The organism is Pseudomonas sp. NFACC04-2, assembly GCF_900119265.1.
Lineage (GTDB): Bacteria > Pseudomonadota > Gammaproteobacteria > Pseudomonadales > Pseudomonadaceae > Aquipseudomonas > Aquipseudomonas fluorescens_AA.
This window is the reverse complement of the sequence record NZ_FPJC01000019.1, coordinates 62,871-78,566: the sequence shown is the minus strand read 5'-3', so window position 1 is coordinate 78,566 and position 15,696 is coordinate 62,871. Positions and strand designations below refer to the sequence as shown.

At 63.3% G+C, this 15,696-nt stretch carries 15 protein-coding genes; 5 read left to right on the top strand and 10 right to left on the bottom strand.

What is annotated here, in order from left to right; translation table 11 throughout:
* Window positions 1-67: 67 nt before the first annotated feature.
* Window positions 68-1,420 carry a 3-oxoacyl-ACP reductase gene (locus BT125_RS22025; protein ID WP_072410309.1) on the top strand — a complete coding sequence of 451 codons (1,353 nt, stop codon included), beginning with the start codon at window positions 68-70 and terminating at the stop codon, window positions 1,418-1,420.
* A 2-nt stretch (window positions 1,421-1,422) separates the two neighbouring features.
* Window positions 1,423-2,277: a MaoC family dehydratase gene (locus BT125_RS22020; protein ID WP_072410306.1), complete on the top strand. Its 855-nt coding sequence runs from the start codon at window positions 1,423-1,425 to the stop codon at window positions 2,275-2,277.
* 74 nt (window positions 2,278-2,351) lie between these two features.
* Here the strand turns inward: BT125_RS22020 and BT125_RS22015 are convergent, their stop codons facing one another.
* From BT125_RS22015 to BT125_RS22000, 4 genes are read right to left on the bottom strand one after another with little or no spacing between them, the layout of a single operon-like run.
* Entirely contained in the window at window positions 2,352-2,909 is a 558-nt protein-coding gene (locus BT125_RS22015) for a DUF4136 domain-containing protein (RefSeq protein WP_072410291.1), read from the bottom strand.
* A 20-nt stretch (window positions 2,910-2,929) separates the two neighbouring features.
* Window positions 2,930-3,547: a DUF4136 domain-containing protein gene (locus BT125_RS22010; RefSeq protein ID WP_072410290.1), complete on the bottom strand. Its 618-nt coding sequence runs from the start codon at window positions 3,545-3,547 to the stop codon at window positions 2,930-2,932.
* Window positions 3,548-3,572: 25 nt separating this feature from the next.
* Window positions 3,573-4,322 (bottom strand): methyltransferase, encoded by a 750-nt coding sequence (locus tag BT125_RS22005; RefSeq protein WP_072410289.1) that lies wholly within the window; start codon window positions 4,320-4,322, stop codon window positions 3,573-3,575.
* A complete protein-coding gene (locus tag BT125_RS22000) occupies window positions 4,319-4,624 on the bottom strand; it encodes a MazG-like family protein (RefSeq protein ID WP_072410288.1) in 306 nt (101 codons plus the stop codon). Before BT125_RS22000 ends, BT125_RS22005 begins: the two co-directional genes overlap by 4 nt.
* 163 nt (window positions 4,625-4,787) lie before the next feature.
* On the opposite strand from BT125_RS22000, the gene BT125_RS21995 reads away from it, so the two are divergent.
* Together BT125_RS21995 and BT125_RS21990 are read left to right on the top strand one after the other, a co-directional pair.
* Window positions 4,788-5,081: a hypothetical protein gene (locus BT125_RS21995; RefSeq protein ID WP_003197447.1), complete on the top strand. Its 294-nt coding sequence runs from the start codon at window positions 4,788-4,790 to the stop codon at window positions 5,079-5,081.
* Window positions 5,082-5,214: 133 nt separating this feature from the next.
* Window positions 5,215-6,564 carry an MATE family efflux transporter gene (locus BT125_RS21990; RefSeq protein WP_072410287.1) on the top strand — a complete coding sequence of 450 codons (1,350 nt, stop codon included), beginning with the start codon at window positions 5,215-5,217 and terminating at the stop codon, window positions 6,562-6,564.
* A gap of 3 nt (window positions 6,565-6,567) precedes the next feature.
* On the opposite strand, the gene BT125_RS21985 is transcribed toward BT125_RS21990, so the two are convergent.
* From BT125_RS21985 to BT125_RS21960, 6 genes are all read right to left on the bottom strand, one after another.
* Window positions 6,568-7,362, bottom strand: coding sequence for a DUF4123 domain-containing protein (locus BT125_RS21985; RefSeq protein ID WP_072410286.1), 795 nt, complete (start codon window positions 7,360-7,362; stop codon window positions 6,568-6,570).
* Window positions 7,359-8,666 (bottom strand): type VI secretion system Vgr family protein, encoded by a 1,308-nt coding sequence (locus tag BT125_RS21980; RefSeq protein WP_072410285.1) that lies wholly within the window; start codon window positions 8,664-8,666, stop codon window positions 7,359-7,361. Before BT125_RS21980 ends, BT125_RS21985 begins: the two co-directional genes overlap by 4 nt.
* A gap of 254 nt (window positions 8,667-8,920) precedes the next feature.
* Complete coding sequence (gene speA, locus BT125_RS21975; RefSeq protein ID WP_060739342.1) at window positions 8,921-10,834, bottom strand: arginine decarboxylase; 1,914 nt, start codon at window positions 10,832-10,834, stop codon at window positions 8,921-8,923.
* Between the two features lie 210 nt (window positions 10,835-11,044).
* On the bottom strand, window positions 11,045-11,416 hold the full coding sequence (locus BT125_RS21970; RefSeq protein ID WP_003197435.1) for a translation initiation factor Sui1: 372 nt from the start codon (window positions 11,414-11,416) through the stop codon (window positions 11,045-11,047).
* A gap of 169 nt (window positions 11,417-11,585) precedes the next feature.
* Complete coding sequence (locus BT125_RS21965) at window positions 11,586-12,143, bottom strand: NUDIX hydrolase (protein WP_072410277.1); 558 nt, start codon at window positions 12,141-12,143, stop codon at window positions 11,586-11,588.
* 3 nt (window positions 12,144-12,146) lie between these two features.
* Window positions 12,147-13,214, bottom strand: coding sequence for a DUF2333 family protein (locus BT125_RS21960; protein ID WP_072410275.1), 1,068 nt, complete (start codon window positions 13,212-13,214; stop codon window positions 12,147-12,149).
* A gap of 284 nt (window positions 13,215-13,498) precedes the next feature.
* Between BT125_RS21960 and BT125_RS21955 the strand changes: the two genes are divergently transcribed.
* Window positions 13,499-15,169 carry a GGDEF domain-containing response regulator gene (locus BT125_RS21955; RefSeq protein ID WP_072410273.1) on the top strand — a complete coding sequence of 557 codons (1,671 nt, stop codon included), beginning with the start codon at window positions 13,499-13,501 and terminating at the stop codon, window positions 15,167-15,169.
* The last annotated feature ends 527 nt before the right edge of the window (window positions 15,170-15,696 follow it).

Here is a 15,696-nt window from a genome sequence, read left to right as displayed (position 1 = left end):
CGCCGATCGAACGACTGATCGCCAATCATGGTCCACACTTGGAACCTCATCAGCCGGAGTGTGTTCCATGTCTGACCGTTATATCGACTTCGCCAATTCGCCCATTGGTCGACGCATGGTCGGGTCCCTCGGCCTGCCATCGCCGGTACGCCTGGAGCGCTGGCAGGCCGGGCGGCTGCGGCCGATCGAAGGCGCACTGCTGCTGGGCGGCGGGCCGTTGACCGAACAGGTCGGCACGTTCGCCAAGCGCCTGACCGACACCATTTTTATCTACGGCGGCGAACCGACCGTGGCCACCGAGTGGATCCCCGGCCATGGCCCGAAAATCAAGGCAGTGGTGTACGACGCCAGCCATCTGGTGCAGGCCGACCAGCTCAAGCAACTGCGGGAGTTTTTCCAGCCGCTGATGAAGAATCTCGACCACAGCGCCCATGTCGTCATCCTGGGGCGCGCGCCGCAAAGCCTTGGCGATCCGTTCGCCGCCAGTGCCCAGCGGGCGTTGGAAGGTTTCAGCCGTTCCCTGGCCAAAGAGCTGCGCCACGGCGGGACGCTGCAACTGCTGTATGTCGGCGACGGTGCCGAAGCCCAGTTGGAAGGTGCGCTGCGGTTTTTCCTGTCGCCCAAGAGTGCCTTCATTTCCGGGCAGGTCATTTGCCTCGACGCCTGTGGCACCCAGGTCCAGGACTGGACCCGACCGCTCACGGGGCTCAAGGCGCTGGTCACTGGCGCGGCCCGCGGGATCGGCGCCTCCATCGCCGAAACCCTGGCCCGCGATGGCGCCGACGTGATCCTGCTGGACGTCCCCCAGGCCAAGACCGACCTCGACGCCCTGGCGGCACGCTTGAGCGGGCGCAGCGTCACGCTGGATATCTGCGCCGAAGATGCCGCCGCCCAGTTGATCGAGCACCTGCCCGACGGCGTCGACATCGTGGTGCACAACGCCGGCATCACCCGGGACAAGACCCTCGCCAACATGACTCCGGAATTCTGGGACGCCGTATTGGCCGTCAACCTCAACGCCCCGCAAGTGCTGACCAAGGCCCTGCTCGACAGCGGCACCCTGCACGACAATGGCCGGGTCGTTCTGCTGGCCTCCATCAGCGGCATTGCCGGCAACCGTGGGCAGACCAACTATGCGGCGAGCAAGGCCGGGCTGATTGGCCTGGCCCAGGCCTGGGCGCCGCTGCTGCAACCCCGGGGCATCAGCATCAACGCCGTGGCGCCGGGGTTCATTGAAACCCGCATGACCGCCGAAATCCCCTTCGCCTTGCGCGAGGCCGGGCGGCGGATGAGTTCCCTCGGCCAGGGCGGCCTGCCTCAAGATGTCGCCGAAGCCGTGGCCTGGCTCGCGCAGCCGGGCACGGGCGCCGTGACCGGGCAGGCCCTGCGGGTATGCGGGCAAAGCCTTTTGGGAGCATGACCATGACGATCCAATGGCATGAGGTCAGCAGCCCGCCATCCATGTCCGGGCTCTATTCAAAAGCGGCAACGCGACGCAAAGTCACCGGAACGACCTTGCCCGAGGAAGGCCTGCGCCAGGTGCTTCAGGTCGACCCGCAACGGCTGGCGGCCTATCGCAAAGTATGCGGTTTCGTCGATAACGGACTGCTGCCACCGACTTATCCCCACGTCCTGGCGTTTGCCCTGCAGATGCAATTGCTCACGGGACGGGACTTTCCCTTTCCGCTGCTGGGCCTGATCCACCTGAGCAACCGCATTCGCGTATTGCGGCCCATGGGCGGGGTCGGCCAGGTGCGGGCCAGCGTCCATGTGGAGAACCTGCAAGCCCACCCCAAAGGCGCGGTATTCGACCTGGTGACCCGCCTCGATGATCAGTTGGGGCCATTGTGGGAGGCCCGCAGCCAAATGCTGTGCAAAGGCGTCCAGCTTGACGGCGCGCTCGTGGACGAATCCCCTCAGGCCAGCCTGCCATTGATTGAAGCCGCGCATTGGACCGCACCGGCTGATATCGGCCGGCAATACGCCAAGGTTTCCGGCGACTACAACCCGATTCACCTGAGCGGCATCAGCGCCAGGCTGTTCGGCTTCCCCACCGCCATCGCTCATGGCCTGTGGAACAAGGCCAGGACCCTGGCGGCGCTGGATGACCACCTGCCCGAAGCCAACATCGAGATCGAGGTGACCTTCAAGAAACCGGTGCGCCTACCCAGCGAAGTGACCCTGCTGTCCAGCGCGGCAGGCTCCAGTGGGCAACTGCAACTGGTGGGGACCGGGGCGCTGATGCACATGGTGGGAGAGTGGCGACCGGTGACCTGAGCAGGCCCCCTGTGGGAGCGAGCTTGCTCGGGATGGCGGTGGATCAGCTTGCATCCATCTTGAATTCGCCGTGGTCAGCGCGGCGGGTAGTTGGACAGAATCCGCGCCACCGTCTCGCGCACAGCCGTGTTGCGGTCGGCCGGGTTGGGGGAGTTGCTGAGCAGTTGTTCATCACTGCCACGCCACACCAGCTTGCCGTCCTTGCCGTCGAGCAGGTCGATCTGCACGGTGGCGACTCTGTAGCTGATGTTGCGGGTTTCGTTGTACATCGGCCCACCCCAGTAGCCATTCCACGGTCCCCCCCAACCGCCGCCGTAGTTAGTGGTGACCTGCTGCTGGCGGTCCTCGACGATCAAATAGGCCTGGACCAGCACATCGCCGCGCCCGCCCGCCGCAGCGGGGCGCAAGCCGCGCTGGTCGAGTTGATCGGCCACCGCCTGGCGGATCCGCTGTTCGGTCAGGTCGCTCTTGATGCGTGGGTCATCGGGACGATATTGCAGCGCCGGGTCTTTCCAGCTCCAACTGCGATACGCCGCAAAGTCACGGCTGGTGTCGAAGTCATGGGTGACTTGGTTAGAGGCACAGGCGCCCAGCAACAGGGTGAAGGCCAATAGAGCAAGACGGCGAAACATGATTTTTCTCCGTTGCGTAATCAACTTGGAGGATACGCCGACATGGCTTTTTCCACGGCATCGCGAATGGCATCGGTGCGTTCGCTCTGGCTGCCCCGCTGGCCCGTCTCGGCGCTGGCGCTCCACACCGGTTGACCGGTGCGAGCATCGAACAGGTCAACCCGCACCACCACGACTTGCTCCTGATACGTGCGCACCATCGGCACCGGATGGTACACGCCATAACCCGGACCGTAGCGGTCATAACGGTTATAGCCGCCGTAATAGCCGGCATCATAATCATCCCGGACCTGGCGCACGCGGGTCTCCAGGCGCAGGTCGGCGCTGACGAACAGGTCGGCGGACCGGTTGTCATGCAGCGGCCGCAGGCCACGCTGGTCGAGGGCATTGCTCACCGCTTCGGCCACCTGGGCCGAATCCGCCCAGGCAGTGCCCGGCGGCAGGCGCCCGTCGCGCCAGGCCCAGCTACGATAGCGCCCGTAATCACGGGGCGGCGCAGGATAGGCGCTGCGGTCGAACACCGTGGCGGCCTCCGGTGGCGCCGGCGGCAACGGATTGGAGGTGGCGACATAGGGGTTGCTGCCCTGGCAGGCCACCAGCCCCAGGCACAGCACCAACAACCCTGAACGACCTTTCATTTCACACTCCGATTGCACTTGCGGATCAGAGGGGACGGCAGATCCAGTGCAGATAACGTCCCAACCCGGCAAACGCCGGATGGCGACGGTGGGCCAGTTCCATTTCCAGTAACTGCGCAAGTTCCACGCGGCCCTGGAACTCTATCGGCATGTAGTCATGGAAAACCCGCACGCCACTCTGGCTTTCGACCTGCCACAGGCCTTCAAGTTGCGCCGCCAAATCTCGCGGATCAAGGGGTTGTTGCGGGGTCAGGCTCTGTTTTTCGCCGGCCATGTCATTTTTGCGCAACTTGCGGAAATGCCCCTTGAGCAGATTGCGATAGACCAGCGCGTCGCGGTTGTAGAACGCCAGGGACAGCCAACCGCCAGGCACCGTCAGTTGATGCAGCACCGGCAGGATCGCGTGGGGCTCGGCCAGCCACTCCAGCACCGCGTGACACAGCACCAAATCATAAGGTTCGGTCAGTTGGCCGAGCAGGTCCTGCCACGGTGCCTGGATGAACGTGGCCTGTTGACCGGCCTCGGCAAAGCGCTGGCGGGCGCCTTCGAGCATAGGCTCGGCCGGCTCGGCCAGAGTCACTTGGTGGCCGCGCTCGGCCAGCCACAACGACATGTGGCCCAGGCCTGCGCCGATGTCCAGTACACGCAACGGACGCTGCGGCAAGGTTTCCAGCAGATCGGCCTGAAGCACCGCCAAGCGGATCGCCCCCTTGGCCCCGCCGTAGATTTTTTCCGCGAAACGCGTGGCGAGCTGATCGAAATGACGGTCGCTCATTGGCCGAACCGCCGTTCGCTGTCGGCCAGTTTGTTGCGCACCACGGCGTCCATGTCCAGGCCCAGCTCGCTGCAAAGCAACAACAGGTACAACACGATGTCACCGACTTCCTGCCCGGCGTGGGCCAGTTTTTCCGCCGGCAACTGGCGCGACTGGTCCTCGGTCAGCCACTGGAAAATCTCCACCAGTTCGGCCATTTCCACACTGGCGGCCATGGCGAGGTTTTTCGGGCTGTGGAATTGCCGCCAATCGTTATGGTCACGAATGGCATGCAGGCGTGCGGTCAGTTCAACAAGGTTCATCGGGTTCTCCTGAATGCGCATAGCTTCAGGGGGATGACCGGGGAAGGCAATAGTCTCGGTGCGAAGCGACGGTTTGCCCCATAATCGAACCAACTCGGCCGCAACAGCTCCTACAATCAGGAGCCAACGGCTCAGCTCGGATTCCCCCCATCAGGATGCACATATGCAGGTAGAAAGCTTTTTCGAATGGCTCGGCCAAGCGCTCGGTTCGGTAATCCGTTTCATCGTCGACCTGCTCAGCGGCCTCTTCAACACCCTGGCCAACGCCGGCGGCAACTTCGTCGATGGGCTGTCACGTACCTTGGGCATGGACACTTCGATCATCAGCATCATCGCGCTGATCCTCGGGCTGATGCTGCTGTATTCGGCCATCCGCGCCTTCATGCGGGCCTCGATCGTCATGGGCATCATCTGGCTGGTGCTGGGGTTGTGGTTGTTGAGTTGGATCATTCACTAAAGCACCCAGCGATCCCAAGCCGAACGCAACCTTGTGGCGAGGGGATTTATCCCCTCGCCACAAGGAGTCCGAATCCCCTAGGGAACGATCCTCCCTAGAACCCGCTACAATCGCGCTCCATCAAGGAGCCCGCATGTCCAACCTGATCACCGACTGGCGCGACCGCCTGACCCATCGCCGGGTCTGGGCACTGGCTGCGCCGATGATTCTCTCGAACATCTCCGTGCCGCTGGTGGCGTTGGTGGACAGCACCGTCATTGGCCATTTGCCCCATGCCCATCAGTTGGGCGCCGTGGCGGTCGGGGCGAGTTTGTATACGGTGTTGGCGTGGGCTATGGGTTTCTTGCGCCTGGGCACCACCGGGTTCGCCGCCCAGGCCGCCGGGCGGGGTGACGGGGCGGCGTTGCGACAAGTGTTGTGGCAAGGACTGCTGTTGGCGATGGGGCTGGCGCTGCTGCTCGGTGCCGTCGGCGTGCCGTTGAGCGACGTGGCGTTGCATTTCATGCAGCCGTCCGCCGAGCTCAACCAGTTGACCCGCGACTTCTTCCACACCCGACTCTTCGGCTTGCCGGCGGCGCTGGCCAGCTATGCGCTGGTGGGCTGGTTCCTCGGGGCCCAGAATGCCAGGGCGCCGTTGGCGATCCTGTTGGTGACCAATCTGGTCAACATCGCCCTGAATCTTTGGTTCGTGATCGGCCTGGACTGGGGCGTGAGCGGTTCGGCCCGAGCGTCGGTGATTGCCGAGTGGACCGGAGCGCTGGTCGGCCTGGCCCTGGCTCGCAAGACACTGCGGGCCTGGCCCGGACAGATTGCCTGGGCGGCCCTGGGCGTGTGGCAGAACTGGCGTCCGCTGCTGGCGGTGAACCGGGACATCTTCATTCGCAGCCTGGCACTGCAAGCGGTGTTTTTCCTGATCACGGTGCAAGGCGCACGCCTGGGGGACGCCACCGTGGCAGCCAATGCCTTGCTGCTCAACGGCCTGCTGCTGACCGCCCATGCCCTGGACGGCCTGGCCCACGCCGTGGAAGCCCTGTGCGGCCATGCCATTGGCGCCCGCGACCGCCTGGCCCTGCGCCGCTCGCTGGTGGTGGCCGGCGGTTGGTCACTGATTGCAAGCCTCGGCTTTGCCCTGCTGTTCCTGCTCGCCGGCCACTTGTTCATCGACATGCAAACCGATATCCCCGACGTGCGCGCCACCGCTTACGACTACCTGCCCTACCTGGCGACCTTGCCGCTGATCGCGGTCTGGAGCTACTTGCTCGACGGCCTGTTCATCGGTGCCACCCGCGCCCGGGAAATGCGCAATGGCATGGTCTTGACCCTCCTGCTCGTGTCGCCCATCGCCTGGATGCTGCTGGGCTTGGGCAACCATGGACTGTGGATCACCTTCCTGCTGTTCATGGCCCTGCGCAGCCTGACCCTCGGTGCGTTTGCCTGGCACTTGCAGCGGCGCGACCGTTGGCTCGGCGCGCCGCCCTCATAACCGTCAATCCTGGCGACCCTGCCACCGCCGTCGCAGGTGATCGAGCCGCTCGCGCTGCGAACCACCCTCCGGCCCCGGGACGGGCCGGGCATCGGGGTATTGCAGGCGCAGCCACAGCCAGTCATCGAGCACCGCCCGCTCGGTGAATCCCAACGCCAGCCCCTGCTGCAAATCCTCCCAGAGCCGACGGTAATCACGCCCGGTGGAGCGACACCATTGCCACGCGTGGCGCTCCAACAGGCATCGTTGCAACTGGCCCTGCTGTCGGTCGCTGAGGCCGTGCTCTTTCTCCAACGCCGCCACCGGCAGTCCCGGGTTGGACAGTTGCTGCCAGCCCTGGCTACCGATCGCCCGGTCGGCCCACGTGCCACCGAACCAGCGCGCCAGGCTGATCGGGCCCAGCCAGCAGCTGAGCTCATGGGAATCGCAACCGTCGAAGAAATAGCTGGCGGTGTGCGGATTGTAGTAATTCAACAGGGCTTTGTGATGCAGGCCCAGTGTCACCGTCAGCATGCGCCGCAGATGCGTGAGCAATTGCACGACGGGCTTTGGGCTGGCCAACAACAACCCCGGCCAGGCGCGCGGGTCCAGGTGACAAAGGCTGACCAGCGCGGGTGATTGGCGCAGATCCACCAACAGCGGGCCGTGCTCGCGCAGCCCATGCAACTCGGTGCCTTCGAATAGGGCAAAACGCCGGGCCTCGGCGAACTGCGCATGCACCAGCCGTACCGCCTCAGGCGCACTCGGTGCGTCCAGCAGCAACCACTGCGGCGTTGATCCAGGCACGGCCGCGCTCATCGAGCAACGCCCGCGCCGCGTCCCATGAGCAGACGGCAGGTGCACAGCGGTTGAGCGCAGGGGCTGAAAGGCCCGCCTTCGGGCAACAGGCACAACAAGACCAGCGGCTCGGCCTCCCGCATCGCCGACAACAGCACCGGATCGACAACCGACCCTCCAAGTGTTTCGCCTGAAGATGACTCATCGGCAACCGCTGCCGAGGCAGGCTCGCCCAGAAATGCACTGATCAGCGGCCGATCCGGATCACCTTCGATAAAGCTCACCAGTACCTCTGTGCCGTCACACAGCGCGGCCGCCCCGCCGGCCGCCAGCTCCGGCGCCAAGGGCAGCCAGCAATGACTGGGGCTGGAACCTTCGCCCTGGTAGACCCAGTCAAACTCCACCGCCACGCGCCCCGCTCCCAGCTCCGGCGGCTCGTCCACCGCCACGACCCAGCCGCGTTGCCGGCTCACCATGCGTGGTTTGGCCGGGACGCTGTCCGGCACGAACAGTACGCCCCGGGGAATGGCCTTGAAATGGTTGCCATACACACCCGCCTGGGCGCGATGCTCGACCTTCGTCAACAGCCAGCGCCGGTTCCAGCCGGCAAACGGATGGTCCGTCAACGTCAACACCTGGCCACTGCGCAGGTTCGTCAGTTCGCTGCGCCCCTGGGCGACCTGCTGCCCCGCCACATCGGTGTGTACGCTGAAGGTCCGCACCGCGGCAGGCGGCCCGTCGTCCACGTAGACCGCCTTACCGGCGGGGGGAAAACTGTGGGGATTGTCGGCGAACACCAGGCAATGCCCGTCCCGCGTGTGTTCGAAATGAAAGTGGATACCCGCCCGGGCGCACACGCGCTGGAGGAACTGCAGGTCCGATTCCCGATACTGGGTACAGAAATCCTGCGGTGGATAATCGCCGCTCAAGTCCAGGCACAGGCGGCGGCCGCTGATGCCATGGGCCTTGAGCACCTGGCGAATGATCTGCGGCACCGAGCGGGCACTGAACACCCGCTGGCTGAAGCGCTGCGCCAGACAAGCCAGCTTCGGCCCGATACGCACCCGGCAACCGGCGCCATGACAGTGTTGGACCCACTCATGGAGCTGCCCATGAATGCCCCGGCCTGGGGGCCCGAAACTCAACCAGACGCTACGGTACAGCAGGCTCGGCAAGTCCAGCTTCGCATCGTGCAACAGGAGCTCCACTTCATAGACGAAGGGTTCGCTAATGGCTTCGCTACCCGTGAAGGCCACCACGTCAACGGGCTCGGGCAGACCGGCTATCTCCAGACGAAATGCTGGCTCGCAAGCTGGATCGGACATCGGCGTTTCTCTACAGGAGGGGCGGCCGGGGATTCTCGCCGACCGCCATGGCCGAGTAGAGGGGCCAAGTACAGGTTAGGAAAGGGACTACACGAAATAAGGACATCACCGATTAAATGCATCGGTGTGAAGAAATAGCCGTGGCGTAAACAAAAATGCCCTCCGGGACTATCCGAAAAAACCCGCGATGTGCGGTGTGTTTTCTGACAGTCCCGGTGGGCATTGAGGGGACGGCTATTGGCGCTATCTCTCCATCAGGACGACAGATACGACGAGCGCGTCAGCCCCAGGCGCAGAGCATCGAGAAACTGGGTGCGCTCGGCGGCGCTGATACGGGCGCTGGCGCATTTGTCGCGGTAGTGAGTCATCAACTCCTCCGGCGACAAGTGCACGTAGCGCAGCATGTCTTCGATGGTGTCGTGGGTTTCGATACCGGCGTGGTACACGCTGCCATCGGCGTTCTGGTAGATGTTCACCGAGTCGGTGTCGCCGAACAGGTTGTGCATGTCACCGAGGATTTCCTGGTAGGCGCCCACCAGGAAGATGCCCAGCAGGTAATCTTCACCCGGATTGAGAGCGTGAACCGGCAGGCTGGTCTCGATGCTCTGTTCGTCGACGTATTGCTTGATCTTGCCGTCGGAATCGCAGGTCAGGTCTTGCAACACGGCGCGGCGCAGCGGCTCTTCGTCCAGGCGATGCAGCGGCAGGATCGGCAGCACCTGGCCGATGGCCCAGGTATCCGGCAGGCTCTGGAACACCGAGAAGTTGCAGATGTATTTGTCGGCCAGCTTGTCATTGAGCTCATCCAGCACCTGGCGGTGCGAGCGCTGACGGGCCTTCAACGAGTTGTGCAGGCGACGGCAGACGGCAAAGTAGCACTGCTCGGCCAAGGCTTTTTCCGCCAGGGTCAGCTTGCCGTCGGCATATTGGGTCGCCACGTCGCTCATGTAGTGCGTGGCGCGCCAGTAGGTCTCGGTGACCATCTCGATATCGGTCGGGCCCAGCAGGTCAACCAGCCATTGCACGGTTTCCGGCAGTTCCTGCTTGTTGTCGATCACCGGCACGTCGTCGTTGTGTTTTTCGACGTCGGTCACCTGCACCACCAGCATCGCGTGGTGGGCGGTCAGCGAGCGACCGCTTTCGGAGAAGATGTGCGGGTGCGGCAAGCTCTGGGCATCGCAGAACTCCTTGAGCATGCCGACCACTACACCGGCGTAATCGTCCATGTCGTAGTTGATCGAACTGGCGTTGCGCGAGTGCGTGCCGTCGTAGTCCACGCCGAGGCCACCACCGACGTCGATGTGATCCACCGGCAGGCCGAGATTGCGCAGCTCACCGTAGTAACGGATCGCTTCCTTGAAGCCGTGCTGGTAGTCCGCCAGGTTGGCGATCTGCGAGCCCATGTGGAAGTGCAACAGGCGAATGCCCTGGTCCAGGCCCGCGGCGCGGAAGCGCTCGACCACCGACAGCAGTTGCGCGGCCGACAAGCCGAACTTGGACTTCTCGCCACCGGTATCGGCCCACTTGCTCGACGCCAGGGACGACAGGCGCACGCGCAGGCCAACCTGTGGCTTGACCTTGAGCACCGCAGCCTCTTCGATCACCAGGCCGACTTCGGACTCTTTCTCGATGACGATGAAGACGTTGTGACCCAGCTTCTGGCCCATCAGCGCCAAGCGGATGAATTCGCGGTCCTTGTAGCCGTTGCAGACGATGGTGCCGCCCTTCGGCGCGAGGGCCAGCACCGCCAACAGCTCCGGCTTGGAACCCGCTTCCAGGCCGATGGAGACGTTCTGGGTGGCGATGATGTTCTCGATCACCGCTTCCTGCTGGTTGACCTTGATCGGGTAGAGCGCGGTGTACTTGCTCTGGTACTCCAGGCGCGCGATGTTGCTGTCGAACGCGCCGGTCAGCTGGCGCACGCGGTCTTGCAGGATGTCGGGAAAGCGCACCAGCAAAGGCAACGAAAGACCGCTCTGACGCAATTGGTCGACTTGCTCGAACAGGTCGATGGGCGAACTGCCGGGACCGTTCGGACGGACTTCGACGCGACCGGCTTCATTGATCGCGAAATACCCGGCCCCCCAATGGCGAATCCCGTAAACGCTGCGGCTGTCCGCAACTGTCCATTGGCTGCCATCGTCTTTGCGTGTGCGTCGTACGGACATCGAAGTCCCCTATAAAGAAGTCAAAATGCACCATCCGGTCGGAGGCTGGGGCAGTCTAGAGAGTGAAAATGACGAATTGCCTGTTAGCAAGGTAGACCCTGCTCCCAGCGATGAGTTTAGAAACCCGTTCAGAACAGGCTCTGTGAAAACCATGCGGGCGACCTCGAACGTCGGTCCGGGTCAAGCCGAGGGTGGTTTTCACAGAAGCTGCTAGCCGCCGGATTTCTTTGCCTTGAAGCCGTGCTTGACCAGTTCCGCCAGCAGCAGCTCGACGTGATCGCCCTGGATCTCGATGATGCCGTCTTTCAACGCACCACCGGTGCCACAACGCTTCTTCAATGTGGTGGCCAGTTCCTTGAGCGCGTCTTCGGCCAACGGCACGCCGGTGATCGTGGTCACCGTCTTGCCGCCGCGACCTTTGCTTTCACGGCGCACACGGGCAATGCCGTCACCGGCAGGGATGGCGGTCTGTTTGCAGATGCAGGCATCCACCGGTTGACGGCAATCAGGGCAATGACGACCGGCGTCGGTAGAAAATACCAGGCCGCCCAGGGCGGCGAAGGATGCGGCTTTTTTGGCCACCGGCAATCCTCTTGGGAGGACAAAGACTGGTCGAGGGGAGAACGTGCCTCGACCGCGAAACCCCACTCAGGCAGGGGCAGCGCTACTGGACCGCAGACGCGGTTCAGCTTGAAAAGTCGCGCAGTGTAACGGCAAAAAGCCGACTTGCTAAGGGCCAATCAGCGCCAATTTATAGCTTCTTTGCGACGTCGCCACCCTGGGCACGCAAATAGCGTTCAAGCGCCGCCAGGGAGTCCGGGCAGTAAGGCATGCGCTGGATTTCATCGAGCACCTGTTCAAGCGGCAGGAAACGCGCTTCGAGGACTTCTTCAGGCTGCAGCACCAGCGGGCCGTCCCAAACCGCAGAGAACGCCGAGCACCACAGGCGACTGCCGGGGTCTTCGAAATAGAAATGGTCGTGGGCGGTCAGTTCCACGCCGCTCACGCCCAGTTCTTCCGCCAGCTCACGGGCGGCCGACTCGGCGTAAGTCTCGTCGGCCTGGACCATGCCGCCCGCCGCCACGTCCCAGAAACCCGGGTAGATGGCCTTGCTCAGGGTGCGCCGGTGAACACACAGTTCACCGGCCGAATTGAACAGCATGATGTAGGTGCCACGCCCGATCAGGCCGCGCTCGCGCAGCTGCGAACGCACCAGGCTGCCGAGCAGGTTGTCGTGCTCGTCGACCCACGCGATCAGCTCGGCATCCGAGGCCGCTCGGTGAGCGGCCTCCCGGGGGCTTTCGCTCATGGATCAGCCCTGGTTCAGCAGTTGCCGCAAGTCGATGACCGCTGCGTTGGCCCGGGAAATGTAGTTGGCCATGACCAGCGAGTGGTTCGCCAAGACGCCGAAGCCGCTGCCGTTGAGGATCATTGGGCTCCAGATCGGCTCCTGGGACGCTTCCAGTTCACGAATGATCTGCCGTACGCTGACCGTGGCGTTCTTTTTCGCCAGCACATCGGCGAAGTCCACTTCGATGGCGCGCAGCAGGTGCGACAGTGCCCAAGCCTGGCCGCGGGCCTCATAGAACACGTTGTCGATCTGCAGCCATGGGGTCTCGACCACCTCTTCGTCCACCTGCGGCACTTGGCCGGGGGCCGGGACTTCGGTTTTCAGCGAGGTGTTGAGCTTGACCCGGCCAACGCTGGCCGACAGGCGCTGGGACAACGAGCCCAGGCGCGTGCCGACGTCCCCCAGCCAGTTGTTCAGGTTGTCGGCGCGGGCGTAGAACAGCGCGCTCTTCTGATTAGGATCGGATAGCCGGGCCTGGTAGCGGCTCAGGGAGTTGATGCCTTCCTGGTATTCGGATTCGCTGGAAGGCAGCACCCAACTGCGGTTGTCGAAATTGAAGCGCGGCTCGGCCTTGGCCAGGTCGGCGTCCTCGGCGGACTGGGACTGGGAACGGGCGAAGTCCTTGCGCAGGGCGCGGCTCAGGTCGCGAACCTGCACCAGCACGCCGTATTCCCAGCTCGGCATGTTGTCCATCCACAGGCCTGGCGGGAAGCGGTCGTTGGAAATGTAGCCGCCTTGCTTGGTCAGCAGGGTCCCGGCCACGGTCTTGAGCGTCTCGACCGTGGTGTAGCCCACCACCATTTGCCGGCCATCCTTCTCGGCTGCGGCCTGGGCGTTCTGCTGCACGGGGAACAACGCGGGCTCCTGGCTCCAGTACCAGCCGAGGGCAATGGTCACCAGCAGGTAAAGGCCGATCAGTGTGGCCAGTGCGCGGCTGAAAAAAAGCCCACCCAGGTAGCTGCGGGTGTCCGATTTCGGCTCGGCGGCACGTTCAGGCGCGCTGCCCGCGCGGTTTTTCCAGTCCAGCATGGCGATGTTCCTTCAATCACTTGAGTTCTCGGTTCGACCACAACCCTACGCCATCGTGCCTGATTTGAAACGCGTTAATGCGGCGCCAATCATGCCGGGCGCGACAGGGCAATCGAACAGCACTATAAAGGAAGCGTTGCCATCGGCCTATGAGACTGTCCAGTCACAAACTGAATTGGGCGACAGGACAGAATATTGACGTATGACACTCATGCGAAGGAAAAGAGGTGCTAGCATAGAGCCACCAGTCGACCTCAGCATGCACCCTAACTAGTAGTCAGGATATGACCGAGCCAGAAGACCCCAGCCGTGAGCGCCTCAAGCACCACTTTGCCCAGCGGGTAATTCATCAGGCTCGCCAGATCCTGGAGATATGGCAGCGCCTGCAACGCAGTGAGTGGTCAAGCACCGACCTGTCGGAGCTCAGCGAAGCCAATCTGCGCTTGCTGCGCTTTGCCGAGCGCTTCGAACAGCCCGAGCATTCCCTTCTGGCCCAAGGCATCAGCCAGTCGCTGCAGGCGGTGGACGCCAATCGCGGGCGCCTGAGCAGCCAACTGATCACCGAAATCAACCGTTTGATGCAGCGCTTGTCTCGCACCGGCCTGCGCCACGGCGACCAGCTCGAACAAACCTTCCTGCCGCCGCTGCGCAAACCCATCTACGTGATGCTGCAGGATCATGACCGCGCCGAACGCCTGGCCAAGCAATTGGAGTTCTTCGGCCTCAGCGCCCAGGCGCTGGACAGTGTCGCGGCCTTTCGGGCCTCGATGGTCGAGCGCCTGCCGGCGGCGATTGTCATGGACGTGGACTTCAGCGGCCCGGGCACCGGCCTGAAACTGGCCGCCGAAGCCCAGGAAGGCCTGGAACAACCGTTGCCGCTGCTGTTCTTCAGCTTGCTGGAAACCGACACCCCGACACGCCTGGCCGCGGTACGCGCCGGCGGGCAGGAATTCCTCACCGGCACCCTTGAAGCCTCGAGCCTGCTGGAAAAGATCGAAGTGCTGACCTGCGTCGCCCAGTACGACCCCTACAAAGTGCTGATCATCGATGACTCCCGCGCCCAGGCCTTGCACACCGAGCGCCTGCTCAACAGCGCCGGCATCATCACCCGCACGCTGATCGAGCCGATCCAGGCCATGGCCGAACTGGCGGATTTCCAGCCCGACCTGATCATCCTCGACATGTACATGCCAGCCTGCACCGGCACGGAACTGGCCAAGGTCATCCGTCACAATGACCGCTATGTCAGCGTGCCGATCATCTACCTGTCCGCCGAAGATGACCTGGACAAACAACTTGACGCCATGAGCGAAGGTGGCGACGACTTCCTGACCAAACCGATCAAACCCCGGCACTTGATCACCACCGTGCGCAACCGTGCCGCCCGGGCGCGCAACCTCAAGGCGCGGATGGTGCGCGACAGCCTCACCGGTCTGTACAACCACACCCATATCCTGCAACTACTCGAGGATTGCAGCTTCCGCGCTCGTCGCGAAGGCAAGCCCCTGAGCTTCGCCATGCTCGATATCGACCACTTCAAACGGGTCAATGACAGCCACGGCCACCCCATGGGCGACCGGGTGATCAAGAGCCTGGCGCTGTTTCTCAAGCAGCGCCTGCGCAAGACCGACTTCATCGGCCGTTACGGCGGCGAAGAGTTCGCCATCGTCATGCCCGACACCGACATCGACGCCGCCTGCAAAGTGCTGGATGAGATTCGCCAGCGCTTTGCCGAAATTCACTATCCGGCCCAGCCCCACGATTTGTGGTGCACCTTCAGTGCTGGCGTGGTGGAAATGAGCGATGATTCCGACAGCCTGATGATGGCCAGCCAGGCGGACGAAGCGCTGTACCGCGCCAAGCACGCCGGACGCAACCGGGTACAGAGCGCCCGGCAATCAAAGCAAAGTGCCACCTTTTCATCGGAATCGACTGATTCGGTCATAAACCTGTAACGCAAACGCAATAACTTCAGGCACTTACGATTCTGCCCTCGGTAGACCCTTGATGCGCCTGAAGCTGCTGACCAATCTCAATACCGTTCTTTTAGTTGCCGTATGCCTCGGCCTCGCGGCCACCTTGTGGTGGTCGCAGATCGCCCTGGAAAGGCCTTACTTGCTGATGGAGCGCTACCTGGGCCTGTCGCGGCAGTTCCAGGGCGAAGTGGCGCGCAACATCGAAGACTACCTGGCCAGCGGCGATGCCTTGCGCCTGAGCGCGGCCACCCAGGCCATGGAGACGCTGCAGAAAGACCTCGACCAGTTTCCCCCGGAGCTGGCCAAGACCCTACGCCCGAGCCTGTCGAACCTCGACGGCTTCAGCAAGACCGATCTGCTGGCCGCCGGTAAACTGGCTGGCGATCCGCAGGCCTTGTTGCTGCAGGCCGAGCGTGAACTGAGCGCCAGTCTCGATCAACTGGCCCAATACGCCAATGGCGCCCCGGCCTACCTGGCCCCGTTGTTTGCCGCTTCGCAGCACCTGG

Excerpts from the sequence above, each read along its gene's own strand:
- BT125_RS21990 (WP_072410287.1), top strand. The coding sequence starts at position 5,215 with ATGTCCAACCTGATCACCGACTGGCGCGACCGCCTGACCCATCGCCGG.
- BT125_RS22010 (WP_072410290.1), bottom strand. The coding sequence starts at position 3,547 with ATGAAAGGTCGTTCAGGGTTGTTGGTGCTGTGCCTGGGGCTGGTGGCC.
- BT125_RS22000 (WP_072410288.1), bottom strand. The coding sequence starts at position 4,624 with ATGAACCTTGTTGAACTGACCGCACGCCTGCATGCCATTCGTGACCAT.
- BT125_RS22005 (WP_072410289.1), bottom strand. The coding sequence starts at position 4,322 with ATGAGCGACCGTCATTTCGATCAGCTCGCCACGCGTTTCGCGGAAAAA.
- BT125_RS21980 (WP_072410285.1), bottom strand. The coding sequence starts at position 8,666 with ATGTCCGATCCAGCTTGCGAGCCAGCATTTCGTCTGGAGATAGCCGGT.
- BT125_RS21960 (WP_072410275.1), bottom strand. The coding sequence starts at position 13,214 with ATGCTGGACTGGAAAAACCGCGCGGGCAGCGCGCCTGAACGTGCCGCC.
- BT125_RS21955 (WP_072410273.1), top strand. The coding sequence starts at position 13,499 with ATGACCGAGCCAGAAGACCCCAGCCGTGAGCGCCTCAAGCACCACTTT.
- BT125_RS22025 (WP_072410309.1), top strand. The coding sequence starts at position 68 with ATGTCTGACCGTTATATCGACTTCGCCAATTCGCCCATTGGTCGACGC.
- BT125_RS21965 (WP_072410277.1), bottom strand. The coding sequence starts at position 12,143 with ATGAGCGAAAGCCCCCGGGAGGCCGCTCACCGAGCGGCCTCGGATGCC.
- BT125_RS22015 (WP_072410291.1), bottom strand. The coding sequence starts at position 2,909 with ATGTTTCGCCGTCTTGCTCTATTGGCCTTCACCCTGTTGCTGGGCGCC.
- speA (WP_060739342.1), bottom strand. The coding sequence starts at position 10,834 with ATGTCCGTACGACGCACACGCAAAGACGATGGCAGCCAATGGACAGTT.
- BT125_RS21985 (WP_072410286.1), bottom strand. The coding sequence starts at position 7,362 with ATGAGCGCGGCCGTGCCTGGATCAACGCCGCAGTGGTTGCTGCTGGAC.
- BT125_RS21995 (WP_003197447.1), top strand. The coding sequence starts at position 4,788 with ATGCAGGTAGAAAGCTTTTTCGAATGGCTCGGCCAAGCGCTCGGTTCG.
- BT125_RS22020 (WP_072410306.1), top strand. The coding sequence starts at position 1,423 with ATGACGATCCAATGGCATGAGGTCAGCAGCCCGCCATCCATGTCCGGG.